Origin of the sequence: Kribbella sp. NPDC049584 (genome assembly GCF_040675555.1) — a bacterium.
Taxonomy (GTDB): domain Bacteria; phylum Actinomycetota; class Actinomycetes; order Propionibacteriales; family Kribbellaceae; genus Kribbella.
In genome coordinates, this window is the sequence record NZ_JBFAPF010000001.1 from 1 (window position 1) to 25009 (window position 25009).

Annotated in this window: 19 protein-coding genes; 5 read left to right on the plus strand and 14 right to left on the minus strand. The window is 68.5% G+C overall.

The window, feature by feature from the left end:
• A partial coding sequence (locus AB0J62_RS00005) for a hypothetical protein (RefSeq protein WP_363862075.1) occupies nt 1-430 on the plus strand: 430 nt, incomplete at its 5' end.
• Nucleotides 431-609: 179 nt separating this feature from the next.
• On the opposite strand, the gene tyrS is transcribed toward AB0J62_RS00005, so the two are convergent.
• Nucleotides 610-1902: a tyrosine--tRNA ligase gene (tyrS, locus tag AB0J62_RS00010; protein ID WP_363862077.1), complete on the minus strand. Its 1293-nt coding sequence runs from the start codon at nt 1900-1902 to the stop codon at nt 610-612.
• A gap of 61 nt (nt 1903-1963) precedes the next feature.
• Nucleotides 1964-3001 (minus strand): phosphatase domain-containing protein, encoded by a 1038-nt coding sequence (locus tag AB0J62_RS00015; protein ID WP_363862079.1) that lies wholly within the window; start codon nt 2999-3001, stop codon nt 1964-1966.
• Nucleotides 3002-3110: 109 nt separating this feature from the next.
• Here AB0J62_RS00015 and AB0J62_RS00020 point away from each other — a divergent pair, with 109 nt between their 5' ends.
• Nucleotides 3111-4058: an LLM class flavin-dependent oxidoreductase gene (locus AB0J62_RS00020; RefSeq protein ID WP_363862081.1), complete on the plus strand. Its 948-nt coding sequence runs from the start codon at nt 3111-3113 to the stop codon at nt 4056-4058.
• Here AB0J62_RS00020 and AB0J62_RS00025 read toward each other — a convergent pair.
• The 8 genes from AB0J62_RS00025 to argC all read right to left on the minus strand — a co-directional run bounded on the left by AB0J62_RS00025 (nt 4055) and on the right by argC (nt 12135).
• Nucleotides 4055-4732, minus strand: a complete 678-nt coding sequence (locus tag AB0J62_RS00025; RefSeq protein WP_363862083.1) for a DNA-3-methyladenine glycosylase — start codon at nt 4730-4732, stop codon at nt 4055-4057. The genes AB0J62_RS00020 and AB0J62_RS00025 overlap by 4 nt on opposite strands.
• A 205-nt stretch (nt 4733-4937) precedes the next feature.
• Nucleotides 4938-6350 carry an argininosuccinate lyase gene (argH, locus tag AB0J62_RS00030; RefSeq protein ID WP_363865119.1) on the minus strand — a complete coding sequence of 471 codons (1413 nt, stop codon included), beginning with the start codon at nt 6348-6350 and terminating at the stop codon, nt 4938-4940.
• 3 nt (nt 6351-6353) lie between these two features.
• Nucleotides 6354-6863, minus strand: coding sequence for an arginine repressor (locus AB0J62_RS00035; RefSeq protein ID WP_134109225.1), 510 nt, complete (start codon nt 6861-6863; stop codon nt 6354-6356).
• A complete protein-coding gene (gene argF / locus AB0J62_RS00040; RefSeq protein ID WP_363862086.1) occupies nt 6860-7822 on the minus strand; it encodes an ornithine carbamoyltransferase in 963 nt (320 codons plus the stop codon). Before argF ends, AB0J62_RS00035 begins: the two co-directional genes overlap by 4 nt.
• Nucleotides 7822-9021, minus strand: coding sequence for an acetylornithine transaminase (locus AB0J62_RS00045; RefSeq protein WP_363862089.1), 1200 nt, complete (start codon nt 9019-9021; stop codon nt 7822-7824). The genes argF and AB0J62_RS00045 overlap by 1 nt, the downstream gene beginning before the upstream one ends.
• A complete protein-coding gene (gene argB, locus AB0J62_RS00050; RefSeq protein WP_134109219.1) occupies nt 9018-9896 on the minus strand; it encodes an acetylglutamate kinase in 879 nt (292 codons plus the stop codon). Before argB ends, AB0J62_RS00045 begins: the two co-directional genes overlap by 4 nt.
• Nucleotides 9893-11107, minus strand: coding sequence for a bifunctional glutamate N-acetyltransferase/amino-acid acetyltransferase ArgJ (argJ, locus tag AB0J62_RS00055; RefSeq protein WP_363862092.1), 1215 nt, complete (start codon nt 11105-11107; stop codon nt 9893-9895). Before argJ ends, argB begins: the two co-directional genes overlap by 4 nt.
• Nucleotides 11104-12135, minus strand: coding sequence for an N-acetyl-gamma-glutamyl-phosphate reductase (gene argC, locus AB0J62_RS00060; RefSeq protein WP_363862095.1), 1032 nt, complete (start codon nt 12133-12135; stop codon nt 11104-11106). The genes argJ and argC overlap by 4 nt, the downstream gene beginning before the upstream one ends.
• Nucleotides 12136-12413: 278 nt before the next feature.
• On the opposite strand from argC, the gene AB0J62_RS00065 reads away from it, so the two are divergent.
• The 3 genes from AB0J62_RS00065 to AB0J62_RS00075 are packed head-to-tail and all read left to right on the plus strand — an operon-like array spanning nt 12414 to nt 14384.
• Nucleotides 12414-12968, plus strand: coding sequence for a carboxymuconolactone decarboxylase family protein (locus AB0J62_RS00065; RefSeq protein WP_363862098.1), 555 nt, complete (start codon nt 12414-12416; stop codon nt 12966-12968).
• Nucleotides 12965-13825, plus strand: a complete 861-nt coding sequence (locus AB0J62_RS00070; RefSeq protein ID WP_363862101.1) for an RNA polymerase sigma-70 factor — start codon at nt 12965-12967, stop codon at nt 13823-13825. The genes AB0J62_RS00065 and AB0J62_RS00070 overlap by 4 nt, the downstream gene beginning before the upstream one ends.
• A 40-nt stretch (nt 13826-13865) precedes the next feature.
• Entirely contained in the window at nt 13866-14384 is a 519-nt protein-coding gene (locus AB0J62_RS00075) for a GNAT family N-acetyltransferase (protein WP_363862104.1), read from the plus strand.
• Here AB0J62_RS00075 and AB0J62_RS00080 read toward each other — a convergent pair.
• From AB0J62_RS00080 to AB0J62_RS00095, 4 genes are all read right to left on the minus strand, one after another.
• Complete coding sequence (locus AB0J62_RS00080; protein WP_363862107.1) at nt 14381-20125, minus strand: Ig-like domain-containing protein; 5745 nt, start codon at nt 20123-20125, stop codon at nt 14381-14383. The two genes, AB0J62_RS00075 and AB0J62_RS00080, sit on opposite strands and share 4 nt — an antisense overlap.
• A 104-nt stretch (nt 20126-20229) precedes the next feature.
• On the minus strand, nt 20230-22440 hold the full coding sequence (locus tag AB0J62_RS00085; RefSeq protein WP_363862110.1) for a hypothetical protein: 2211 nt from the start codon (nt 22438-22440) through the stop codon (nt 20230-20232).
• Nucleotides 22437-23420, minus strand: coding sequence for a glycosyltransferase family 2 protein (locus tag AB0J62_RS00090; protein WP_363862113.1), 984 nt, complete (start codon nt 23418-23420; stop codon nt 22437-22439). Before AB0J62_RS00090 ends, AB0J62_RS00085 begins: the two co-directional genes overlap by 4 nt.
• Nucleotides 23421-23466: 46 nt before the next feature.
• Nucleotides 23467-25008, minus strand: coding sequence for a gamma-glutamyltransferase (locus AB0J62_RS00095; RefSeq protein WP_363862116.1), 1542 nt, complete (start codon nt 25006-25008; stop codon nt 23467-23469).
• Between the last annotated feature and the right edge of the window lies 1 nt (nt 25009).

Genomic DNA, 25009 nt, shown 5'->3' on the forward strand with positions numbered 1-25009 from the left:
AGGATCAAACTCTCCGTTGAAATCTATATGTCAACCACAACCCGAAGATCGCGGAAAACAGACTACATTGAGTGATCCTTTGAATCAGAAACAAAACCATTACTGGCTTGTCATCCGTATAAATTTCAAAGGAATCCGAACACAGACAACAAACAACCACCCACCAAAAACCTTCCAAGAAGGCCCCTGGCAGACAATCATCCGAAGCCCATGCACGGGGTTAATGCATCTTTCGGCATTGACTTTCGGCACGCTGTTGAGTTCTCAAGAATCGGGCGCACACCGCAGCTTGACCTTTCGGCCAGGCTTCCGGGGCAACCTGCGCTACCTTACCGGACCAGATCCACCGAGTCAAGACCCGATTTTTCTGACCTTCCACCCGCATCCAAGCTACCGCCCCGGATCAGACAACCCGGTTCGGCTCAGCTAGCCTTGGGGGGTTCGGAGCGACCGGCCGCTTTCGCGTCCCGCGCCTCGCTCCAACAAGAAGAACATTACGTGGCCTGCAGGTGGCCGGTCAAATCGGTTCCCGGTGTGCTGAATCACAGGCCTGTAATTTGCCTTCGACAACCCGGATGTGGGAGTGGAGGCCACCCCACACTCGAGCTCTCAGCCTTGGGCCGGCGACGCCAGAACCCCTGCAAATGAACGCTTCCCGCGCCGCAGCACCAGCACGCCGCCCGGCAGCAGGTCGTCCGTGCCAGGCACGTACTCCGCGTCCTTCACCTTCTCGTTGTTGAGGTACCCGCCGCCCTCGGCCACGGTCCGCCGTGCAGCCGACTTGCTGGCGACCAGGCCGGACTTCACCAGGAGGTCGCCGTACGTTGGCATCGGCTCGCCGGCGCCCAGCTCTACATGGGGTGCTTCTCGTAGTGCCGCGACCAGCGTCGAGCCGTCGAGCGACGCCAACTCCCCCTGGCCGAACAGCGCCTTCGAGGCCTCCTGCACGCGTCGCGTCTCCTCGGCGCCGTGCACCAGCGTGGTCACGTCCTCCGCGAGGACACGTTGGGCTTCACGGGCCTGCGGACGTTCTGCAGTCGCCTGCTCCAGTGCGGCGATCTCTTCCGGAGTACGGAAGGTGTAGAACCGCACCAGCTGCATGACGTCCCGGTCGTCGGTGTTGAACCAGAACTGGTAGAAGGCGTACGGCGATGTCAGCTCGCGGTCGAGCCACACTGTGCCCGACTCCGTCTTGCCGAACTTGGTCCCATCGGCCTTGGTCACCAGTGGGGTGGCCAGCGCATGCGCCTTCCCGCCCTCGCTGCGGCGGATGAGCTCCACCCCGGCAGTCAGGTTGCCCCACTGGTCACTGCCGCCGGTCTGGAGTGTGCAGTTGTACCGGCGGTAGAGCTCGAGGTAGTCCAGCGACTGCAGCAGCACGTAGCTGAACTCCGTGTAGCTGATCCCCTGCTCCAGCCGCGCCTTCACCACCTCGCGGCCGAGCATCCGGTTCACCGGGAAGTGCTTCCCGATGTCCCGCAGGAAGTCGAGCGTGTTGAGGTCCTTGGTCCAGTCGTAGTTGTTGACGATCCGGGCCGGGTTCGGCAGCGACTCGTCGAAGTCGACGAACTTCTCCACCTGGGCGCGGACCTTCTCGACCCACTCCTGGACGACGTCCTTCGGGTTCAGCACCCGCTCCGACGTCTCCTTCGGATCACCGATCAACCCGGTGGCGCCGCCGACGAGCCCGATCGGGTTGTGGCCGGCCAGCTGGAGTCTCCGCAGCGTCAGCAGCTGTAGCAGGTTCCCCATGTGCAGACTGGGCGCGGTGGGGTCGAAGCCGACATAGGAGGTGATCGGTCCCGCTGCCATCGAGGCCCGAAGGGCGTCCGGGTCAGTGGAGTGGGCAATCAGGCCACGGCTCTCCAGGTCATCCAGTACCTGGGTGCGGCGTTCGGTCACTTGGTCTCTCCTCGCGTACGTCGGTCACCTACTAGTGTCCTGTACTCGGGCGGACCGACGCTCAGGTGGGTTCCGGACGTGCCAGCACGTCACGCAGCTGCGGACGGAGCGCATGTCCGTCGGGCCCCTGCACCGTGACCGCGGTCGGGCGCTGCGGGTCGTGGGCGCCCGGGTCCTGGTTCGGCACGGGCAGACCGTGTGACAGCACCTGCTCCGCCGGAGTCAGCTGGCGGATGCCGATGGCCAGGACATGATCCGGGTGCGACTGCGCGAAGTCGCCGTACAGCTGTGGGTCGTGCTGGCCGTCGTCACCGATCAGCACCCAGCGCACCTTGGGGAACTCACGAGCCAGCCGGCGCAGTGCGGTCCGCTTGTGCTCCTGGCCGCTGCGGAACCAGCCGGTGTTCGTCGGCCCCCAGTCCGTCATCAGCAACGGCCCCGGCGGATACCCGTGCCGCGCGAGGAAGCGGGTCAGCGTCGGCGCGGTGTTCCACGCTCCCGTGGACAGGTAGAACATCGGCGCACCGGGGTGGTCCGCCAGCAGCTCGTCGTACAGCCCTGCCATCCCTGGTACGACGCGGCGCGCCTGCTCGTCGCGGACGAAGGTGTTCCACGCGGCGATCATCGGCCGCGGCAGCATCGTCAGGATGACCGTGTCGTCGATGTCGCTGACCAGTCCGAACGTCGCGTCGGGATCCGGTACGAAGATCCGCGCCCGGGCCTGGCGTTCGCCGTGGACGCCGAGCATGATCTCGTGCCAGCCCGCCGGCAGCACCTCCGGAACGGTCAGGTCGATGAACCCGCCGCGGTCGGTGACAGCGTCGTACGTCCGGCCGTTGATCGTGACCGAGACCAGCACCTTGGTCGCCGGCGCGGTGACGAAGACCCGCCAGCCGCGCACCACCTGGTCCTCGTCGTACCGCGGCTGGTTGCGTGGGTCCCGGCCGAGCACGACCCGCGCGAGCACGCGGACGAACTCCGTGTTGCCGTAGCCGACCTGCGGGATGATCCGCTCCTGCCAGCCACGACGCCGCAACACGGCCTGCACCCCGACGTTGAACCAGTCCTCGAGACGGGACGCATAGTGCGGACGGGCCATACCAGAAACCTACCCGGCGCATGGTCCCCTCGTCGTCCTCACTCGCGCGCGGCGGGGAGCTTTGACCCGCACTTCACGAACTGTCGGTGCGCTCTCCTACTGTCACTCCATGACCGGTCTCGGAATGTGCTTCCCGCGTACCTACCCAGCTGCTCTGGTCACCGACGTGGCTCGGCGTCTCGACCGCGGCGGGGCCGACGAGCTATGGATCATCGAAGACTGCTTCTTCACCGCCGGTCCGTCGCTGGTGTCGGCCGCGCTGACGTCGACCGAGCGGCTGACCGTCGGTCTCGGCATCGCGCCCGCGGTCGCCCGTACGGCGGCGGTGACGGCGATGGAGTTCGCCACGCTCGAGGCGCTCGGGCCGGGGAGGTTCCTGCCGGGCATCGGCCATGGCGTGCAGTCGTGGATGGAGCAGATGGGCGTCCGGCCGAAGTCGCCGCTGACAACTCTCGAGGAAGTCACCACGACAGTCACCCGGCTGCTCGCCGGCGAAGAGGTCAGCTTCGAGGGCAAGGCGGTCTACCTGAAGGACGTGAAGCTCGATGCGCCGCCGGTCACCCCGCCGCCGATCCTGCTCGGGGTAATGGGCCCGAAGTCGATGGCGCTGGCGGGGCGGGTCGCGGGCGGCGTCGTGCTCGCGGAGCCTGCGACTCCGGCGTACGTGCGTCAGTCGGTGGAGTACGCCGGATCGCCTGACGGGTTCGTGGTCGCGGTGTTCGCGGCGATGTGTGTGCGGGAGGATCGCAAGTCGGCGTACGAGTGGACCGCGCCGTGGCTGGGCTGGCGGATCGCCGATAGCCACCCGGGCGTGACTGCGTTGCCGTTCTTCGACGACATGAAGAAGTTGTACGACGACGCCGGTGTCGACGGGCTGGTGGGCATGCCGACGGACTGGTGGACGCAGATCGGTGCGATCGGGACCCTCGACGATGCCGCTGCGCATGTTGACGCGCTGGAGGCGGCTGGGGTGCATCACATCGGGCTGTTCCCGGACCCCGAGGTGGAGCATGGGCTTCCGCAGCTGGACTACGTGCTGGAGCTGGCGAGGCGTTAGGCCCGGCGCTTCGGGACGTGTGGGCGGTACGGCGACACCGTCGGGTCGCCCGGGATCCAGAAGCGCCAGGCGCGGTCAGCTGCCTCGCGGAGGCCCACGCGCGGGCCGGTGGACGGTTCGCCGTCGAAGCCGGGGCCTGGCAACAGTTGGATCGGTGAGTCCTTGGCGAGCAGGTCGGTGCCGTTGCCTTCGCCTCTGATGCCGAGGGCAACACACAGGCGGGCCGGGCCGCGGGCGAGGTCCCGGTCCGGGTCTGCCTTCGGGCGCTTGGCGACCGGGCCTTGCCTGACGGCTGCTTGGTTGAACGCGACCTTCTCGACGGCTGGTTGGCCGCGGCGGGCGCGGGCGAGTTCGACGCCTTCGACGATCTCGCCGGCGCGAAGGAGGACGGCCGAGGGTTTGCCGGGTGGGCCGACGACGACGTTCATGCAGAAGTGCATGCCGTAGGTGAAGTAGACGTACAGGAAGCCAGGTGGGCCGAACATGATCGCGTTGCGCGGGGTTTCGCCGCGGTAGGCGTGTGACCCCGGGTCGTTGGGCCCGTCGTACGCCTCGACCTCGGTGAGGCGGGCTACGACGGTGCCCTCGTCGGTGGTGCTGCTCACCAGCATGCCGAGCAACTTCGGCGCCACTTCCAGCACAGGACCATCAAGAACGGAACGGCGCACAGGCATGCCCAGCACCCTAAATGACTCAAGACCATCCGAGGGGTTGACCCCTGAGCTGGTCGGTTAGGCACCGAGATTCTCAGGGGTCAACCGACCAGGTCAGGGGTTGACCCCTCAGACGTACGCCAGCGGATGGGTGGTGCGCCGTGGGATGGGGCGGGGCGCGGGTGGGGTCGGGCGGGGGGTGGGATCGGTCGGGCGGGGGGTGGGGTTAGGTCAGGCGGGTGGTGTGTTGGGCGGCGCGGGTGCGGAGTTCGGTTAGTTGGGCTTCTACCTGGGGTTGGGCTGTGCCGCCTCGGGTGTTGCGGGAGTTGAGGGAGCCTTGGACGGTTAGGACGGAGCGGACCTCGGGGGTGAGGTGCGGGGAGATGGCGGCCAGGTCGTCGTCGGACAGGTCCCAGAGTTCGATGCCGCGTTTTTCGCAGGCCTGGACGCAGGCGCCGGCGAGCTCGTGGGCGACGCGGAACGGGACCTTCTGGCGGACCAGCCACTCGGCGATGTCGGTTGCCAGGGAGAAGCCCTGCGGTGCGAGCTCTTCGAGGCGGGCGGTGTTGAAGCGCAGCGTCCGGATCATCCCGGTGAACGCAGGCAGCAGGACCTCGAGCGTGTCGATCGAGTCGAAGACCGGCTCCTTGTCCTCCTGCAGGTCCCGGTTGTACGCGAGCGGCTGCGCCTTCAGCGTCGCCAGCAGACCACTGAGGTTCCCGATCAGACGGCCCGCCTTGCCGCGCGCCAGCTCGGCGATGTCCGGGTTCTTCTTCTGCGGCATGATGCTCGACCCGGTCGAGAACGCGTCGTCCAGCTCGACGAAGCCGAACTCCTTCGTCGCCCAGATGATCACCTCCTCGGCCTGCCGGGACAGGTCGACGCCGATCTGCGCGGTGATGAACGCGAACTCCGCGACGAAGTCCCGCGACGAGGTCCCGTCGATCGAGTTCGCCGACGAGTTCGTGAAGCCCAGCTCGTGAGCGACGAAGACCGGATCCAGCCCCAGCGAGCTTCCGGCCAGAGCTCCCGAGCCGTACGGCGAATCCGCAGCGACCCGCGCGTCCCAGTCGGCCAGCCGATCCAGGTCCCGGATCAGCGGCCAGGCATGCGCGAGCAGATGGTGGGACAGCAACACCGGCTGCGCGTGCTGCAGATGCGTCCGTCCGGGCATGGCAACGCCCAGGTGTTGAGCAGCCTGATCAGCGAGCGCGTTCACCTGCTCCAGCACGAGCCGGCCGATGATCCGTCCGTGCTCACGCAGGTAGCTCTTGAACAGCGTCGCGACCTGATCGTTCCGCGAGCGCCCGGCCCGCAGCCGACCACCGAGCTCAGCACCGAGCCGATCCAGCAGACCGTGCTCCAGCGCGGTGTGCACGTCTTCGTCAGCTTCCGCCGGCAGGAACTTCCCGGACAGAACATCCTCAAGCAGCCCGTCCAGACCGGCCAGCATCGCGGCCAGATCCTCGTCGGTCAGCAGGCCCGCGCGGTGCAGCACCTTGGCGTGCGCCTTCGACCCGGCGATGTCGTACGGCGCCAGCCGCCAGTCGAACTGCGTCGACTTGCTCAACGCCGCCAGCGCGTCTGCCGGTCCGCCGGCGAACCGGCCACCCCATAGTCCAGCTGTACTCAAGGCAATTCCTTACTTCGGTTCGCGGGCGGCAAGAGACAGGAAGCGGGCGGCGAGCGCCTCGCCGCCGACCGGGTTGCGGGACACGACCATGACGGTGTCGTCGCCGGCGATGGTGCCGAGTACGTCGTCCAGTCCCACGTGGTCGATCGCCGACGCGAAGTACTGGGCCGCACCCGGCGGGGTTCGCAGGATCACCAGGTTCGCACTGCCCTCCGCCGACACCAGCAGCTCGGACGCCACCCTGGCCAGACGCGCCTCGAAAGCGGCCGCCTCGCCGGCTCGCGGCGTACGGTCACCGCCTTCACCCGGTACGGCGTACACGAGCTGGCCGGTCGAGTCGCGAACCTTCACCGCACCGATCTCGACCAGGTCGCGCGACAGCGTCGCCTGCCCGACGACCAGTCCGGACGCAGCGAGCAGATCGGCCAGCTCGGTCTGCGACCGCACCGGCTGCCGACCGAGCAGATCGACGATCCGTTGCTGACGCGCGGTCTTGGTTGTCGGTACGGCGATGCTCATGCCCCGAAACTCCTCGCAAGCAGCCACGACAGCAGCGCCTTCTGCGCGTGCAGCCGGTTCTCGGCCTCGTCCCAGACGACCGACTGCGGGCCGTCGATGACAGCCGCGTCGATCTCCTTGCCACGGTACGCGGGCAGGCAGTGCAGCACGATCGCATCCGGCTTCGCCTTGGACAGCAGCTGCTCCGTCACGGCGTACGGCACGAACGGCGCCTCGCGCGAAGCCGCCTCGGCCTCCTGCCCCATCGACACCCAGGTGTCGGTGGCAAGCACATCCGCGCCGTCGGCCGCCGCGACCGCGTCCGCCGTCCACGCCACCGATCCCCCGGTCGACGCGGCGATCTCGCCGGCGCGCACCAGGATCGCGGGGTCCGGCTGGTACTCCGCCGGCGATCCCACGACGACGTGCATGCCCGCTGTCGCGCCGCCCAGCAGGTAGGAGTGGGCCATGTTGTTGGCGCCGTCCCCGAGGTAGACCAGCTTCAACCCAGCGGTCGAGCCTTTGTGCTGCCGCACGGTCTGCAGGTCGGCCAGGATCTGGCACGGGTGGAACTCGTCGGTCAGCGCGTTGATCACCGGCACCCGCGATGCCGCGGCCATCTCCTCGACGCGGCTCTGGCCGAACGTCCGCCAGACGATCGCCGCGACCTGCCGGTCGAGCACGCGTGCGGTGTCCGCGATCGGTTCGCCGCGGCCCATCTGCGATGTCTGCGCGTCGATGATCAGCGGTACGCCGCCAAGCTCGGAGATCCCGACCGCGAACGAGATCCGGGTCCGCGTCGACGTCTTGTCGAAGATCACCGCGACCGTCTTCGGGCCGCTCAACGGCTTGTGCCCGTGCCGGTCCCCCGCGAGCTGCGCGGCCAGCGTGAGTACTTCGTCCTGCTCGACCGGCGACAGATCGTCGTCCCGCAGGAAGTGCCGAACGGTGGACTCGGTCCGCTCGCCCCTCGCAGCCATCAGACCTCCACCTTGTCGAGCAGCCCGGGAAGGGCCGCGACGAAACTGTCCGCATCAGCCTTGCTCAGGATGTACGGCGGCGCCAGCCGCAACGCGTTCGGGATCGGATTGTTGATCACGAAACCGGCCTCCAGCGCCAGCGCCGCCACCTGGTCCGACACCGGCTCGGTCAACTCGATCGCCAGCAGCATCCCGCGCCCGCGGACGCCCGCGATCATCGGGTGGTCGAGGGCGATGATCGACGACGCGAGGTGGTTGCCAACGGCATTCACCTGCGCAAGCAGGCCGTCCCGCTCGATCACGGTCAGCACCGCGAGGCCCGCGATCGACGCGACCGGGTTGCCGCCGAACGTCGTCCCGTGGTTGCCGGGCTGCAGCAGGTCCGCGGCCGCGCCGAGACCGATGCAGGCGCCGATCGGAATTCCGGCGCCGAGGCCCTTCGCCACCGTCACGATGTCCGGCGTGATGCCCTCGGGCTCGAAAGCGAACCACGTCCCGGTCCGCCCGATCCCGGTCTGAATCTCGTCAAGCCACAACAGTGCGCCGTGCTCGGACGTGATGCTCCGCGCCGCCCGTAGGTATCCGGCTGGCGGTACGACGACGCCGTTCTCGCCCTGGATCGGCTCGAGGACAACAGCAGCCGTTTCGTCGTCGACCGCTGCGGCCAACGCCTCCGCATCGCCGTACGGGACGAACTCCACGTCGCCGGGCAGGGGCGCGAACGCTTCGCGGTACGCCGGTTTCCACGTGACCGCGAGCGCGCCCATGGACCGCCCGTGGAACGCGCCGACGGTCGAGACGATCTTGGTCCGGCCGGTCCGCCGGGTCATCTTGAACGCGGCCTCGTTCGCCTCGGTGCCCGAGTTGGTGAAGAACACCTTGCCCGGGGCATCGAAGAGACCGAGTAGTTTCTCGGCCAGCGCGATCTGCGGCGCGGAGGCGAAGAAGTTCGAGACGTGGCCGAGGGTGGCGAGCTGCGACGTCACCGCGGACACCACGAACGGATGCGCGTGACCGAGACAGTTCACCGCGAGGCCGCCGAGCAGGTCGAGGTACTTGTTGCCGTCGGCATCCCACAGGTACGCGCCCTCGCCGCGCACCAGCACGCGCTTCGGCGCCCCGAAGGTGTTCATCAGGGCACTCGAGTACCGATCAGTGAGCGCGGCCTGCGAGCCGTCGATCGTGACGAGTTCGGTCATGACGGGATCACCTGGGTTCCACTTCCGGCGTCGGTGAAGATCTCGAGGAGCAGCGAGTGCGGGACGCGACCGTCGATCACGGTCGCACGGGAGACGCCCGACTGGACCGCGCGCAGGCAGGCTTCCATCTTCGGCACCATGCCCGACGCCAGCGACGGCAGCAACTCGGCCAGTTCGGCCGCGTCGATCTGCGTGATGATCTCGTCGCTGTCCGGCCAGTTGCGGTAGAGCCCGGCGACATCGGTCAGTACGACGAGCTTCTCGGCGCCGAGCGCGACCGCGAGCGCGGCGGCCGCGGTGTCGGCGTTGACGTTGTGCGCCTGGCCGTCCTCGTCCGGCGCGATCGTCGACACCACCGGGATCCGGCCGGCGTCGATCAGGTCGACCACCGCCTCCGGACGTACTTCGACCACGTCGCCGACCAGCCCGATGTCGACGTGTTCGCCGTCCACCAACGCCGTACGACGCTCCGCGGTGAACAGGCCCGCGTCCTCGCCGGACATGCCGACCGCGAACGGGCCGTGCGCGTTCAGCAGACCGACCAGCTCGCGGCCGACCTTGCCGACGAGGACCATGCCGACGACGTCCATCGCCTCCGGTGTGGTGACCCGCAGCCCGCCGCGGAACTCGCTGTCGATACCGAGCCGGCCGAGCATGTCGCTGATCTGCGGTCCGCCGCCGTGGACGACGACGACCCGCACCCCGGCGTACCGGAGGAAGACGATGTCGGATGCGAACGCCTGCTTGAGCTTGTCGTCGACCATGGCGTTCCCGCCGTACTTCACAACGACGGTCTTGCCGTGGAACTCCTTGAGCCACGGCAGGGCTTCGGTCAGTACGGCGGCCTTCTCGACCGCATCTGCATGACTGTTCACGAGGAGTAGGCCGAGTTCTCTTCGACGTAGGCGTGGGACAGGTCGGTGGTCAGCACGGTCGCCGACGCGGGGCCGGCGTGCAGATCGATCAGTACGTCGATCTCCAGGCCGCTGAGGTCCGCCTCGGAGCGATCGACACCCTTGCCACCGGCAACACAAATGGCGGCGCCGTTCAGCGTGATGTCGAGCAACGACGGATCGAAGGCCGTGGGTGTGTTGCCGACCGCCATCGCGATCCGGCCCCAGTTCGGGTCGGACGCGAAGAACGCGGTCTTGCAGAGGTTGTCCTCAGCAACGATCTTGGCGGCGGCGAGCGCCTCGGCCTCGGTCGCGGCGCCCTGGACGGTGATGCTGACGTGCTTGGTGACGCCCTCGGCATCGGCCTGCAACTGCTTCACCAGGTCAGCAGCCAGCACGGTCAACGCCGCCTCGAAGGCCTCGCGCGTGACGTTCACACCGGATGCGCCCGAGCTGAGCAGGAGCACCGTGTCGTTGGTCGACGTTCCCCCGTCGACGTCGAGCCGGTTGAACGTCTTGGCGACCGCGTTGCGCAGCGCGTGATCGAGATGCGGGTGGTCGAGCACGGCGTCGGTGGTGATCACGCTCAGCATCGTCGCCATGTTCGGCGCGCACATCCCGGCGCCCTTCGCGAACCCACCGATGCTCCAGCCGTCCGGGTGCTTCAGCGCGGCCTGCTTCGGCACGTTGTCGGTCGTCATCACCGCGGTCGCCGCGGCGAGCCCGGCGGCGCCGTCATCGGCCAGCGCGGCAACTGCCTGGTCAATGCCGGGGAGGAGCGCATCCATCGGGAGGCGTTCGCCGATCAGGCCGGTCGAACAGACGCCTATCTCGGCGGCCCCGACACCCAGAACGGAAGCCAGCTTCTCGGCAGTCTTGTGCGTGTCCTGGAAACCTTCCGGGCCGGTGCACGCGTTCGCGCCGCCGGAGTTCAGTACGACGGCCTTGAGCTTCCCGGCGGTCAGGACCTGCTGGGACCAGAGCACCGGCGCGGCCTTCACCTTGTTCGTGGTGAAGACTCCGGCGGCGACGTCGTACGGGCCGTCGTTGACGACGACGGTGAGGTCCGGCGTACCGGCTGGTTTGATCCCGGCGATCACCCCGGCCGCGCGGAAGCCGGCCGGCGCGGTGACACCGGCGCTCCGATCGACTCCAAGATCAGGCGCAGCGTCCGGGGTGATATCGACGGTCACGGTGCGACTCCTACGAGGGGCAGGGCCAACGGCTCGTCGAGGCCGAGGGCCAGGTTCATGCACTGCACGGCTCCGCCGGCGGTGCCCTTGGTGAGGTTGTCCATCGCGGCCACGATGACGGCGCGGCCGGTGCGCTGGTCGAGGGTTACTTGCAACTGCACGGTGTTCGCGCCGAGGGTGGCCTGCGTCTGCGGCCACTGTCCCTCGGGCAGCAGGTGGATGAACGGCTCGTTGCGGTAGGCATCTTCATAGGCCTGCCGGAGCGCGGCCAGATCGGTGCCGTCGGCAATCGGTGCGCTGCAGGTGGCGAGGATGCCGCGGGCCATCGGTACGAGCACCGGCGTGAACGAGACGCTCACCGGCTGCTCGGCGTACGGCGAGAGGTTCTGCTCGATCTCCGGCGTATGACGGTGCACGCCGCCGACGCCGTACGCCGACGCGGAGCCCATCACCTCGGCGCCGAGCAGATGCGTCTTCGGTGCCTTGCCCGCGCCCGACGTACCGCTGACGGCGACGACCACCAGCTGGGTGGGGTCGACGAGGCCGTGCTGTACGGCGGGGAGCAGGGCGAGGGTGGAGACGGTGGGGTAACAACCCGGTACGGCGACCCGGTTCGACCCGCGGAGCTTGTCCCGCTGTCCGGGGAGCTCCGGGAGCCCGTACGGCCACGAGCCGGCATGCTCGCCGCCGTAGAACTCGACCCACACCTCGGCCTCGGTCAGCCGGAAGTCCGCGCCGCAGTCGATCACGGTGACGTCCTCGCCGAGCTGCTCGGCGATTCCGGCGGACTGTCCGTGCGGCAGGGCCAGGAACACCACGTCGTGACCGGCGAGATTCTCCGCCGTGGTCTCGACCAGGATGCGCCCGGCCAGCGGCACGAGGTGCGGGTGGTGCACTCCGAGCGCCGTACCGGCGTTCCCGCCGGCGGTCAGGGCGCCGATCTCCACCTCCGGGTGACTGCTCAGCAATCGGAGCAGCTCACCCCCGGCGTACCCACTGGCCCCGGCCACCGCCACCTTCACACTCATATGAATGAGTATGCCACGAACCGGATGAATATCCAACCGCTCCCACGCCCTCGTGAATGAAAGAAACCCGCCCCTCGCTCCGCTCGGGGCGGGGGAAGACATGGAGCCCGCCTCCGGGCGCGGGTCGGGTGGGCAGGTCGGCCGCGACCTCCGCGGGTCCGCAGCAGGACGCCGAGGTGCCCGGGGCGCCGGCCAACCGTGGGTTGTGACGTGTGTCATGTCACGGGGGGTGGAGTGGGGGGTGTCCAGGGGTGGGACGGCGGACTTTGGAGGGTGAGATGGCTCGGATCGGGTTGGAGCATCGGCGGGGATGGGTTGTGCGGCTGGCCGAGTGGGGTAGTCGGCGGAAGTACGGGACGGTGCTGGAGCCGGGGCAGGCGGCGTTGCACAATCGGCGGGTGCTGGTGTCGATGCTGCTGCTGGAGGGCTCTGCGGCTCGGTGGAACAAGTTGGACCCGGGGCTGAAGGCGCTCGCGGTGATGGTGACGTCGGCGCGGATCGGGTGCAGTTGGTGCATGGACTTCGGCTACTGGGAATTCCATCACCAGGGTGTCGACCAGGCGAAGCTGCGCGATGTGCCAGGGTGGCGGGACAGCGACGTCTACTCGGATCTGGAGCGCGCGGTGATGGACTACGCCGAGGCGATGACGGCGACCCCGCCGGAGGTCACCGATGAGCAGGTCGAGCGGTTGCGTGCGGACCTCACCGACGAGCAACTGGTCGAGCTCACCTCGATCATCTCGCTGGAGAACTACCGCTCCCGCACGAACGCCGCCCTCGGGCTGACCAGCCAGGGCTTCAAGGAGACCTGCGAACTGAGGCCGGTCAAATGACCGAGGAGCAACTGGCGAGCGAGTTCGCCGAGCATCGGTCCGTGCTGGTCGGCGCGGCGTACCGGGTCGTCGGCAGCGTGAGCGACGCCGAGGACGTCGTCCAGGAGGCGTGGCTGCGTTGGACCGGCGTCGACCACGACGAGGTGCGCGACACCCGCGCCTACCTGATCCGCATCACCACCCGTTTGGCCCTGAACCGGCTGCGCGAACAGAAGGCCCGGCGCGAGCAGTACGTCGGCCCCTGGCTGCCGGAACCCCTCGCGACGGACGACGACCCCGAGGCCGCGGTAGAACTGGCGGACTCGGTCAGCATGGCGATGCTCGTCGTACTCGAGACCCTGTCCCCGCTCGAGCGGGCCACGTTCGTACTGCGTGAGGTCTTCGATCTGCCGTACGACGAGATCGCGGACACGCTCGGTCGATCGGAGCCCGCCGTACGGCAGCTCGCCCACCGCGCCCGCGAGCACGTCCAGGCGCGGCAGCCGCGGCACCACGTCGACAAGGCACGCCATGACGAGGTGACGATGCGGTTCATGCAGGCGGCCGGCTCGGGCGACTTCGACCAGGTGGTTGCGTTGCTCGCGCCGGACGCCGTCCTGATCAGCGACGGCGGCGGCAAGAAGAAGGCGGCACTCCGGCCGATCCACGGTGCGGACAAGATCGCACGCTGGCTGTTCGCGGTGATCGCGGAGAACCCGGGCTTCGAGATCCGGATGGGCACGCTGAACGGCGAGATCGCCTACATCGCGTACGACGGCGAGGAGCCAGACACGGTGGCGTTCCTGAAGACCGAGGAAGGGCTGATCAACGAGCTGTACCTGATCCGGAACCCGGACAAGCTGGAGCACATCCACTGAGCCGTAGACTATCTGCAACTCAGTCGCAGATGGAGGTGCGGTGAAGTACCTGGTGATCGACTCGGACGAGGTGCTCGATCCGGGCTTGCGGGCAGACCTGCTGGACACCTGGGTCGCGGCGACGAACGCCGGCGGCGCGGTCGGCTACACGCCGCCCGCGCCGGTCGAGCGGATCGCCGAGAACCTGGACGGCGCACTCGGCCGGGTCGCGGCCGGGCTGGACCTGCTCGGTGTGCTGCACACGGGTGAGCGGTACGCCGGGATGGGCCTTCTCGTCAGCTCGGGCAGCACGCTGAACGCACACTGGCGCACCGTGTTGCGGGTGATGGTCCACCCGGACCACCAAGGCAACGGCGCCGGCCGCGTGCTGATGGAGGGTTTGCGCGGGTCGGCGGTCGACCTCGGCCTCGAGCAGCTCCAACTGACGATCCGCGACGGGCTCGGCCTGGAGAAGTTCTACGGTCCCCTCGGCTACCACGTCGTCGGCACGCACCCACGCGCGATCCGCATCGCGCCCGACGACTACCGCGACGAGATCATGCTGGTGCAGGACCTCTAACGGCGAGCGCGGGCAAGGGCGAGGAGGGTCCCGCCCAGGGCTGCGAGGAGCGCGCCGAGGGTGAGGACGATTGCCGGTGGGCCGCCGGTCGGTGGGAGTTCGTCGCGGCTGGTTGTGCGGACGTCTTCAGTGGGCTGGGCGCCGACGGTGACCTTGACCGGAGCGGCGGCATCGCCGATCTGGTAGGTCGCCTTCGCGGTGCCGGTGAAGGCTGCGGCCGGTTTGAGGGTAACCGTTCCGTCGCCGGCGACCGACCACGTGCCGGCGCCGTCGGTGACGTGCTTCGCGCAGGTGCCAGTGCTCGTGCGGAGGCAGACTGAGCTCGGTTCGATCGCGCCGCTGTCGTTGAGGAGCGGATTGACGGCGACCGGGTTTCCCGGCGTACCGGTCGCGGTGTCGGGCACAGCCTTGGCGAGCAACGGTCCGGCGACTGTCACGTCGAGCAACGCGGTGTCGGACGTGCCGTTCGCATCGGTGACGCGGTAGGCCAGCGATCGGGTCGTGCCGATGAAGTCCTTGACCGGGGTGAACGTGACGGCACCGTCTGCACCAACCTCATACAAGCCTTCGTGCGGCACCGTGACGGACTTCTTCTCTTTGCCGTCGGCCGGGTCGCGCAGTACGACGGACGCCGGTCGGAGCGGTGCGGACGGGTCGCCGGGCTTGTCGTTGTCGAGGACCGGCACCACAACCGCCGTACCGAAGGCTGTGTGGGCGTTGTCGTCAACGACGACCGGACGCACCGGCGCGACCGAGACGGTGATGGTTGCGCGGGCCGAGTTCTGGTTCGTGTCCTTCACGTCGTACGCCGTCGGTCGCGCGGTGCCTGTGAACGTCGCCACCGGACGGAACGTGACCTTGCCGCTGGCAACGACGTACGTACCCTGTCCGTCGACGGTCACCTGATCGACCAAGGCGCCATCAGCTCCGACCAGGAGCAGCGAGTCGGGGTCGAGGGTCGCGCCCGGGCCCGGTTTGTCGTTCGCGAGCGGGTCGATCGTCACGGCGACGTGCTGTTTGGTCCGCGCCCTATCCGGCATTGCGACCGGCCGATCCTGCACCGTAACCGTCAACGTGCCGGTACCCACCGTCCCGTTGCGGTCGGCAACCTGATACCCGACAGGAACCGCCACGCCGGCGAACCCGTCCACCGGCGCGAACTGGATCGCCCCGCTCGGCTGCACGGTGAACGTCCCCTCCCCCGGCACAACCAACGCGGCCACCGGATCCCCGGTCGCCGGATCGACAAGGTGTACGGCGCCCAACGGCGCACTCGCATCACCCGGCTTGTCGTTGGCAAGCACGTCGACCGTCACCGGTGTCCCGTACGGCGTCGTCGCCGCGTCGTCCGCGATCACCGGCGTAACCCCCGCGACCGTCACCGTGACCAACGCGCTCGCCGTGTTCCCGGTGGTGTCGCTGACCCGATACGCGACCGAGACGACACCGCGGTACGCCGGCTCAGGGTCGAACACGAGCTTCCCGGAGACGACCGTGAACACACCCTGCCCCGGGATCACAGCCTTGCCGCTCCACAAACCGCCGTACACCTGCAAGCTGGTCCGATCGAGCTGCGCACCCGTCCCCGGCTCGTCGTTCGCGAGCGGATCGACGGTGACTGTCACGTTCTGCTTGGTCTCTGAAGCGTCCGCCACCGCCGACGGCCCCTTGCCGACGGTCAACACCAGCAGACCTTCCGCGGTCGTCCCGTTGCCATCGGCAATCCGGTACGTCGTCGGCGTCGTCACGCCCTGGAAACCCTTCGCCGGCGTGAACGTGACCGACCCGTCGTCGCCGGCGCGGTAGCTCCCCTCGCCGGCCCGCGTCAGGTTCTTGCCGTAGTGCCCGGCTGCATCCTTCAGCATGAGACTCGACGGGACCAGCGGCGCCGACTGGTCGCCCGGCTTGTCGTTCGCCAGTACGTTGACCGCGACCACATGCCCGTACGGCGTGATCGCCGAGTCCCCGACCGCGACAGGCCGGATCGGCGTCACGGTCAGGCTCAACGTGGTGGCGGCGTAGTTGCCGTCCGAGTCCGCGACCCGGTAGCGGATCGCGGCGGCCTTGCCCTGGAACGCCGGCAGCGGATCGAACTCGATCGTGCCGCTCGGCTGCACGGCGTACGTCCCCTGCTTGTCAACCGTCAGCTTCTTGGCGTACCCGGTCGCGCCGAGCAGACCGACCGAACCGCGGTCGAGCGTCGCGTCCGTGCCCGGGACGTCGTTGGAGAGCACGTTCACCGTCACGGTCACGTTCTGCAGAGTCGACGCGGTGTCGGCGACGGCGAGGGGCGGCTTGCCGACCGTGACCGTCAACCGAGCCGTCGCCTTGGTGCCGTTGCTGTCGGCAACCTGGTACGTCAGCGGCGTACCAGGACCGCGGAAGGTCGCCGCCGGATCGAACCGGACCACTCCCCCGGCCGCCGTGTACTCACCCTCGTTCGGAATCCTCACCGATGCCTTGGGCAACCCGTCAGCAGGGTTGACCAGGAGCAGACTGCCAGGCACCAGCGGCGCCGACGGGTCGCCCGGCTTGTCGTTCGCCAACACCTTGACCGTGACGGTCTTCCCGTACGGCGTTCGCGCGGTGTCGTCGGCCGCGACCGGCGTGATCGGGGTGATCGTGACCGTGATCGTCGACCGCGCGGTCTGACCGAACCAGTCCGAGATCCGGTACGTCACCTTGGTCGCCGTACCGGTGAAGCCTGGCGTGGGGTCGACGGCGACCGTGCCGTCGGGATTGACCTGGTAGTCGGCCTGTCCCGGGACCTTGACCAGCTTCTTCAGCGAGCCATCTACTGGATCCACGAGCGTGAGGCTGAGCGGATCGAGCCCGGACCCAGGCCCCGCAGTGTCGTTACCCAACGGCTTCACCTGCAGCGGGAGGTTCTGCTTGCCGGTCGCGGTATCGGGCGCGGCGACCGGCGCGGGCGGCTTGGCGACCGTAACGGTCAACGCCGCCGAGGTCGTCGTACCGTTCACGTCCGAGACGCGGTAGGTGACCGGCGTTGCGGCGCCGGTGAACTTCGGCATTGGATCGACTACGACCTTGCCCTCCGGCGTGGTCGTGTACGTCGCCTGGCCGGCGATCACCACCGTTGCCTTCGGCTCCTTCGACGTCGGATCGATGAGCCGGACGCTGCCCGGCACCAGCGGCACGGACGGGTCGCCGGGGTCGTCGTTCGACAGCACCGGCACCGTCACGTCCGTGTCGTACGCCGTATTCGCGGTGTCGTCGGACGCATCGGGCTGCACCTTCGTGACCCGCACGGTCAGCGTCGACTTCCCCAGCGCGTCGTTGCTATCGGCAACCTGGTAGGGAATCGCGGTCGCCGTGCCGTTGAAGGTCGGCAACGGCTCGAACAGCACCTGACCGTCCGGCTTGACCGTGTACTTGCCCTGGCCGGTGATCACCAGACTCGTCAACGGATCCCCGTCGGACAGCGCCAGCAGCCGCACGCTCTCCGGCTTCAGCGCAGCACCGGTCGGACCGGGCTTGTCGTTGTCGAGGACCGCGATCACGACCGAGCGACCCTGCAACGTGGTGATCGTGTCCGGGTTCGCCACCGGCGGCCCAGGCGCGTCGACGGAAACGGTGAGTACGGCGCGCGCCGGCGTCCCGTTCATGTCGAGCACCTGGTAGGTCAACGGCGTACCGACGCCTTTGAACCCGTGCGTCGGCTGGAACGTCACCTCGCCGGCTGCGACCAGATAGGTGCCCTGCTGCGCGATCGTCACCTTGTCGACGAGCTGCCTGCTGACCGGGTCGACGAGTCGCAGCGTGCTCGGGACGAGAGGCGCGTCGGGCGAACCAGGCAGGTCGTTGTCGAGCACGGGTACGACGACATCGGTGTCGAACGCGGTCGAGATCGAGTCCCCGTTGGCCGTCGGCGTGACCGGCGTGACCGTCACCGTGAGCGTCGACTCGGCCGTCTGCTGGGTGCTGTCGGTGACGCGGTAGCCAATCGACGTACCGACGCCGATGAACTGCGGTTGCGGGACGAAGTCCACGCCGCCGTCGGGCTTCACCACGTACTCGCCCTCGCCGGCGATCACCACCTTCTTCTTGAAGGTCGCGTCCGCCGGATCACGCAGTACGACGGAGTCAGGCTCGAGCTGGACACCCGCCGCGGCGTGATCGTTGGCCAATGGTTTGACCGACACACTCACGTTCTGCGGGGTGGTCGCGGAGTCGGGCATCGCTATCGGTCGATCCGGGAGCGACACCGTCACGGTGAGCTCAGCGGTGGCGCTGATGCCGTTGCTGTCGGCAACGCGGTACGCGACCGGCTTGGCCGGACCCACGAATCCAGGGACGGGCTCGACGCGGATCGTCCCGTCCGACTTGGCGACGTACTTCGCCTGGCCGACCACGTTCACCATCTCGACACACTTGCCGCCGTCAACCAGACAGAGGGTCGCAGGTGCGAGCGGCGCCGACGGATCGCCCGGCTTGTCGTTGGCGAGCACCGGAACGATGACCGCCGTGTTGAACGCGGTCGTCGCGCTGTCGTCGGTCAGCACCGGCGGAGGCGGCGGTGTGATCGCGAACGGATAGTCCTCAACCTCACCGGCGTCCGCTGCGCCGGTCGGCTTCTCGATCCGTACGTCGTTGTAGCCGACCCGCACACGCGCGTACGATGCGCCCGCTTTGGGCGCGATCTCCGACCACCTCAGCGTGACGGTCGTCTGCTTCGCGGCGAATTGGGCACAGGCTCGCTCACCCGGCTCGAAGGTCCCGTTGACGTTCAGGTCGATCCACGCGCAGGCGCGACCGGCCTTCGACGTACCGGCGAGCTGCACGTCGGCGGAGTACGTCGTCTGGTTGGTACGAAGCGGCTTGAAGACGACGCCGTCATCGGCCTGATCAGGTGTTGCCGGTCCGGTCGTGCCGTTCGCAACGTCGGCGTTGTCCTCAGTGACGTCCTTGCCGAGCTGTACGTCGCTGAGCACCGACCAGGCGGCGCCGTACGACGCCGGTGCGTCTCCGAAGTCCTCGGGCGTCGACGCAACGATCGAGAACGCGTCACCGGAGGACGCATTGTTCATAGGCGGGAGCTTCGGGTGCTTCGTGAACTGCGCGGTGACGGCGAAGGTGAGCTTGTCGACGATGCCGTTCACCCGGACCGATCCGCACGCGGCGGTCGCGGAGGTATCGAGACCCGATGGCGACTTGGTGTTGACGCAGTTCGGACCGGCGTCGTGGTTGGCGGCGCTGATCGTGTCGCTGGTGACGGCGAGGTTGTTGCCTTGTCCAAGTTTCGTCAGGCTCAGGCCGGCGGTCGTCAGCTTCAGGACCGCGTGCAGCTCGGACTGGGCGATCGGCTTGCCGCTGTCGGTCCGCGTGGCGGAGCCTCCGATGCCGCCGAAGTGCAGGACCGGGTTGCGGACGGGCTGGGAGAACGCGATCGTCACCGTGCCGCGATCGCCGCAGCCGCCGGTGGACGCGCAGTCGCCGGTGTTCACGACGACGTCCTGCGCCGGGACGTTCTTGCCGATCGCGGGCTGATAGGTGGTCGGGCCGATGCCGCGGAAGCCCGCGGTAGTCGGATCGCCGAGCTCGGTCTTCCCGCTCGCCGTGATCGTCTGGCGCAACCCCGAACCGGGCATCACCGCGGTGGCAGCCGACGTGAACGGCGTGGCCGGCACCTCGTACGCAGTTGCGGTGACAGTGCCAGTGACAGTGCCCAGGCTCAACAGGCCGGTGGCAAGAAGAATGGCCCCCGGTCGGGTAGCCCGCATGTGTCCCGCCCTCCCGAGCAATCAGGGTGCCGAAGTGCATCGGCCGCGGGCGGGCGGACCTGCGTAGACGTAACGGTCTGCGCCGACACAATGTTACGGGAAGTTCACTCTCCGAGTTCGTACATCAGAACCTTGCCGATGCTGTGTCGGCGGACGGCGAGCCGGTCGAGAGCGGGCGACACCGGGCCGTTGCGCGTGTCGGCGTACAGCCAGCGGACGCCGAACTCGTTTCGCAGCTGTCGGAGTACTTCGCGAGTCGGTGCGGTGAGGGCTTGGTTGGTGAGGGCGACGCGGTCCGGCCAGGGCGACGGCTGCTCGGTGTAGCGGCGGCCGCCGTTGCCCTGCTTGGCCATCGCCTGGTTCGTATACGCCCAGCCTTCGATCAGGGTGCGCCGGCCGGCGATCCCGCTGACCAGGTACCCGCGCGCGTCGCAGCCCGGTGCCGTCGTACCGGCCGGACGGCACCAGGTGTTGGTCGCGACGACGTCGGCCGGCGCCGAGTTCTCGCCGAGCCACAGAGCTGCCTCGGCCTCATCCGGATAGACCCACCAGCGCGCGGCGCGGTAGGTCGGCGCCTTCTCGGTGTCTCCGCGTACGGCGCTCTGCAGGAAGGAACTGATCGGTGCCGTCGACAACAGCACGAGTACGACGAACATGCCGCCGCCGGCCTGCCGGAAGAACAATCGCCAGGCCGCGAGCAGTACGAGCGTGATGCCGAGGACCACCAGCAACATCCGCGTGCTCGACCACAGCTGCCGACCGGTCGACGCGGCCGGCACACCACGCGCCCAGACGAGCATGCCGGCGTACACGATCGAGAGTGCGAAGGCGGCGATCGCTATCGGCACCGGCCGACGAGCCGCGCGTGCACTGGACGCGGCGAACCATCCGGCGCCGGCCAGGCTGAACGGTGCGGCGGTGTAGACGAAGTACGACTCGCTGACCGACGGATGGTCGATCAGCAGGTAGCCGGCCCAGCCCGCGATCATCGCGCCGAGCAGGAACCACGCGACCGGGTCCTTGCGACCGACGACGCCGAACCCGGCCCAGGACATCGCCTGCAGAGTCAGCAGGAGACCGAGCAGCAGGCTGAGCGTGCCGATCACATGTCCGTGCGCGAGCGCTGGGAGGATCAGACCGCCGTCGCCTGGTTGTGTGGTGTCGCCGGTGGCCGCTGTGTAGACGGGCAGCGACTTCAGCACGGCGAGGAACTGCAGCCGCGATCCACTGGTACTTCCGGCAACGGTCAGGAAGGTCAGTGCACCTACCAGCAGCAGTGCGACCGTCGTGCCGACCAGGCGCCACGGCAGACGTCGCGTGGTGATCAGGAGGTACAAGGCGGCCAGGCCAAGTGCGGCGACGAGAAGAGGGAGCACGGTGGGCTTCGAACCACCGCCGACGATTGCGACCGGCACTATGAGCAGCCATAACCATCTAGTGCCGCCCTTGAACAGCAGCTCGATCAGGAAGACCGCTACCGCGACAGCGGCGACCATGCCGAACGTCTGCGACGGACTGAGCAGGCTGACTGGTGGTGCGAGGTTCACGCTCGTGTCGACGAGCAGGAACAGTTGCGGAGCCGCCAGTGCGAGAGCCGCGAGTACGCCGGTCCACCACGTGCGACTGACGATGCGGGCCAGCGTCGCGCAGACGAGCAGTGAGACGACCAGCCAGGGCAGGACCCAGAGCCGGAACAGCACGACCATCGGAGTCAGTCGGGTGGTGTCGACCGCGGCGGCCATGTCGGCGTTGGCGAACCAGTGGTACTCCAGTCGCTCCCCCACCACCTGCGGGATCTCGGGCGGCACCGTCCGGGTCAGCTCGTTCACCATCGACAGGTGGTAGAGAAAGTCCGGGTAGTACGCCTCGCCGTTCGGCGGCATCGGGTGATAAGCCATCACGCCGAACGTGGCCGCACCCATCATCACCGCGGCCGAGACAGCGAGACCCCAGGTCCAGGCGGCCGGTAGCGGTTTGGGATCGGCGATCCGCCAATGCCTGCGGCCGAAGATCGCGAAGCCGACCAGGACGATGGCCGGCCAGACGATCAACCAGCGTTGCCAGCCGACCGCGGTGAAGATCGCCCAGCCGATCAGCTGCCAGGTTGCACCGACGACCGAGCCGAGTCCGAGATCCTCGGCCCAGTTACCGGTACTGCGCCAGGCCGCGCGGAGCAGGAGCGTGCCGGGAAGCGCGATCGCCAACGCGAAGTACGCGGCGTACTTGATCAGCGGACCCGGTCCGACATCCCCCAGCGAAACGAACCCGACGGCTGCCACCACGATCGGCAGCAGCCACGGAAGCGACCTCTTCATCTGTCAGACGGGGCCTTGTGGTGCAGGGGCTCCTGATGGCCGTGGTCGCCGAGGCTGTCGTACCCGACGAGGAACTGCGGTCTGCGCTGACTCGACTGGAACAGGCGCGCGACGTACTCGCCGAGCAGCCCCAGACACAGCAACTGGATCGCGCCGATCACGCTGACCGCGAGCACGGTCGACGTCCAGCCCGGAATGCTCCGGCCGGTCAGCTTGATCACCAGCGCGCCGACGACGAACAACCCGGACATCGCGCCACCGAGCAGCCCCAGCCACGTCGCCAGCCGCAGCGGCGCCGCCGAGAACGCGGTCACGCTGTCGAACGCGAGCCGCAGCATCTTCGAGAAGTTGTACTTCGTCGTGCCGGCGGCCCGCTCGGCCCGGACATACCGCACCTCGGCGCTCGGGAAGCCGAGCCACGGGATCACCAGGCGGAAGACCCGCCCGTCGTCCGGCAGCGCGTTCACCGCATCGACCACCCGCCGCGTCACCAACCGGAAGTCGGCGGCGTCGAATGGGATGTCCTTGCCGACCAACCGGCACATCAGCCGGTAGTACAGCCGGGCGCTGGTCCGCTTCGCCCACGAGTCGCTCGAGCGGTCGGAGCGGACGCCGTACACAACGTCGACGTCCTGCTCGTTCACCGCTTGGAGGAACTCCGCGATGACCTCCGGCGGGTCCTGGAGGTCCGCGTCGATCGTGACGACGTACTGACCGCGGGCTCGACGGAAGCCGGCCGACTGCGCGGCTTGGTGACCGCTGTTGCGGAGCAGCCGGACCACCCGGAGCTGCGGCCAGTCCTCGGCGGCCGCGAGCAGCAGCGTCGCGGTCTTGTCCCGGCTGCCGTCGTCGACGACGAGCAGCTCGTAGGTGATCCCCAGACCGTCGAGCAGCGGGTGCATCCGCTCGAAGAAGATCGGCAGCACCTCCTCCTCGTCGTACATCGGTACGACGACGGAGAGCTCGGGATGGTCCCGCATCGGGTCACCTTTCGGGTCTGAGGTGGCTGACCTTAACAGCGTGCGGTCAGGGGGAAATCGCCACCGCGCCGGTTCGGCGGGGGTCGCCGACGGCGAGCAGGCCCTCGGTCGGGTCCCAGAATGCGGCCGCGACGCCACCGAAGTACATCGAATGGGGCGGCATCGGGCGGGTCGGGAGCGACGTCGAGCCGGAGACCGGGAGGTCGTCCTCGTAGTCGACGACGATGTCCTCGCGGACGCGGACGTGCAGGCGCGGGTGCTCCACAGCTTCACGCAGCGACAGGCCGCCGTGGGTATAGAGCGCGTAGACCTGGGCGAGCGCGGTCGGGATCCGGTCCGAGCCCGGTGAGCTGATCGCGAGGACGGCGCCGTCGCTCTCGCGGCGGGCCACGCTCGGCGCCATGTTCGAGGTGAGGCGGGTGCCCGGCGCGAGGCTGTGCGGGCCGCCGTGCAGGAGCTCCTGCTCACCGAGCGCGTTGTTGAGCCAGATGCCGGTGCCTGGGGTGAGTACGCCGGAGCCGTAGCCGGACGAGACCGTGATCGCGCAGGCATCACCCTCGTCGTCGACGACCGAAACCGTCGCCGTGCTGGGTGAGGTCAACGCGCGCAGGTCGCCTGCCGCGGCCAGGTCGAGGAGCTTCTGGCCTTCGAGCCGCCGAACATCTTCTTCGTCGAGCTCCGCGAGCCGGCGGCCGAGCACAGCGTGCTGCACCTCGACCAGTCGCTCCAGCTCGGACTGGTTCCAGCTGCCGTCGGCCGGTACGCCGTCGAGCAACGCGAGCATCGCGGCGGCCGCGACTCCCCCGACGGCCGGCGGCGGGTTGGTCGCGAGGCGCCATCCGTTCTGCTTGACGACGAGCGCCGGACGTACGACGGCCTCGTACGCCGCGAGGTCCTCGGCGGTGAGGATGCCGTCGTTCGCGGCCATGTCGTGGATGAGGAGTTGCGCGAGCCGGCCGGTGTACATCGTCTCGGCGCCCTCGCGGGCGATCAGCTCGAGGGCTTCGGCGAGCTCGGGGATCACGACCGTGCTGCCGGCCTTGATCACCTCGCCGTCCTCGTCGTGGACAACGCCATGGCTGGGTTGGTGCCAGCCGAAGATGATCTCGTGGGTGAAGCCCAGGTAGTACCCCGATGTGCGGCTGAGTGGGAAGCCGTTGCGGGCGACGTCGATCGCCGGCTGGACGACCTCGCGCCACGCCGCCTTCCCGGCCCGGCGGTGGGCCAGGTCGAGGGCCTTCATCCCGCCGGGGGTGGCGACGGAGCCGTGGCCGACGGTGGTCGTCGTGCCGCCGCCGTAGTCGGTGGTGATGTCCCAGACGCCTTGACCGAAGCGCTCGCTCGGCAGGCCGCGGCCGGGCATCTCGACCCAGCCGTCGATGGTGATCGCCTCACCACCCGCGACCTGCAACGTGACGAACCCGCCCGAGGCCGGCGACACCACGCCGATCTCGTTCACCATCGTGACCAGGGTGGCCGCGATGGCAGCATCCACCGCGTTGCCACCCTCGGCAGCCACCCGCACCCCAGCCTCGGCCGCCGCGGCGTTCGGCGCCGCAACCGCCACCCTGGGGTGATGGCCACTCATG

Bases quoted from the DNA above. Each gene is read 5' to 3' on its own strand.
- argC (WP_363862095.1), bottom strand. From the start codon at position 12,135: ATGAGTGTGAAGGTGGCGGTGGCCGGGGCCAGTGGGTACGCCGGGGGT.
- AB0J62_RS00025 (WP_363862083.1), bottom strand. From the start codon at position 4,732: ATGCCTGTGCGCCGTTCCGTTCTTGATGGTCCTGTGCTGGAAGTGGCG.
- AB0J62_RS00035 (WP_134109225.1), bottom strand. From the start codon at position 6,863: ATGAGCATCGCCGTACCGACAACCAAGACCGCGCGTCAGCAACGGATC.
- AB0J62_RS00015 (WP_363862079.1), bottom strand. From the start codon at position 3,001: ATGGCCCGTCCGCACTATGCGTCCCGTCTCGAGGACTGGTTCAACGTC.
- AB0J62_RS00020 (WP_363862081.1), top strand. From the start codon at position 3,111: ATGACCGGTCTCGGAATGTGCTTCCCGCGTACCTACCCAGCTGCTCTG.
- AB0J62_RS00090 (WP_363862113.1), bottom strand. From the start codon at position 23,420: ATGCGGGACCATCCCGAGCTCTCCGTCGTCGTACCGATGTACGACGAG.
- argF (WP_363862086.1), bottom strand. From the start codon at position 7,822: ATGGCTGCGAGGGGCGAGCGGACCGAGTCCACCGTTCGGCACTTCCTG.
- AB0J62_RS00085 (WP_363862110.1), bottom strand. From the start codon at position 22,440: ATGAAGAGGTCGCTTCCGTGGCTGCTGCCGATCGTGGTGGCAGCCGTC.
- AB0J62_RS00065 (WP_363862098.1), top strand. From the start codon at position 12,414: ATGGCTCGGATCGGGTTGGAGCATCGGCGGGGATGGGTTGTGCGGCTG.
- AB0J62_RS00095 (WP_363862116.1), bottom strand. From the start codon at position 25,008: ATGAGTGGCCATCACCCCAGGGTGGCGGTTGCGGCGCCGAACGCCGCG.
- AB0J62_RS00080 (WP_363862107.1), bottom strand. From the start codon at position 20,125: ATGCGGGCTACCCGACCGGGGGCCATTCTTCTTGCCACCGGCCTGTTG.
- AB0J62_RS00045 (WP_363862089.1), bottom strand. From the start codon at position 9,021: ATGACCGAACTCGTCACGATCGACGGCTCGCAGGCCGCGCTCACTGAT.
- AB0J62_RS00070 (WP_363862101.1), top strand. From the start codon at position 12,965: ATGACCGAGGAGCAACTGGCGAGCGAGTTCGCCGAGCATCGGTCCGTG.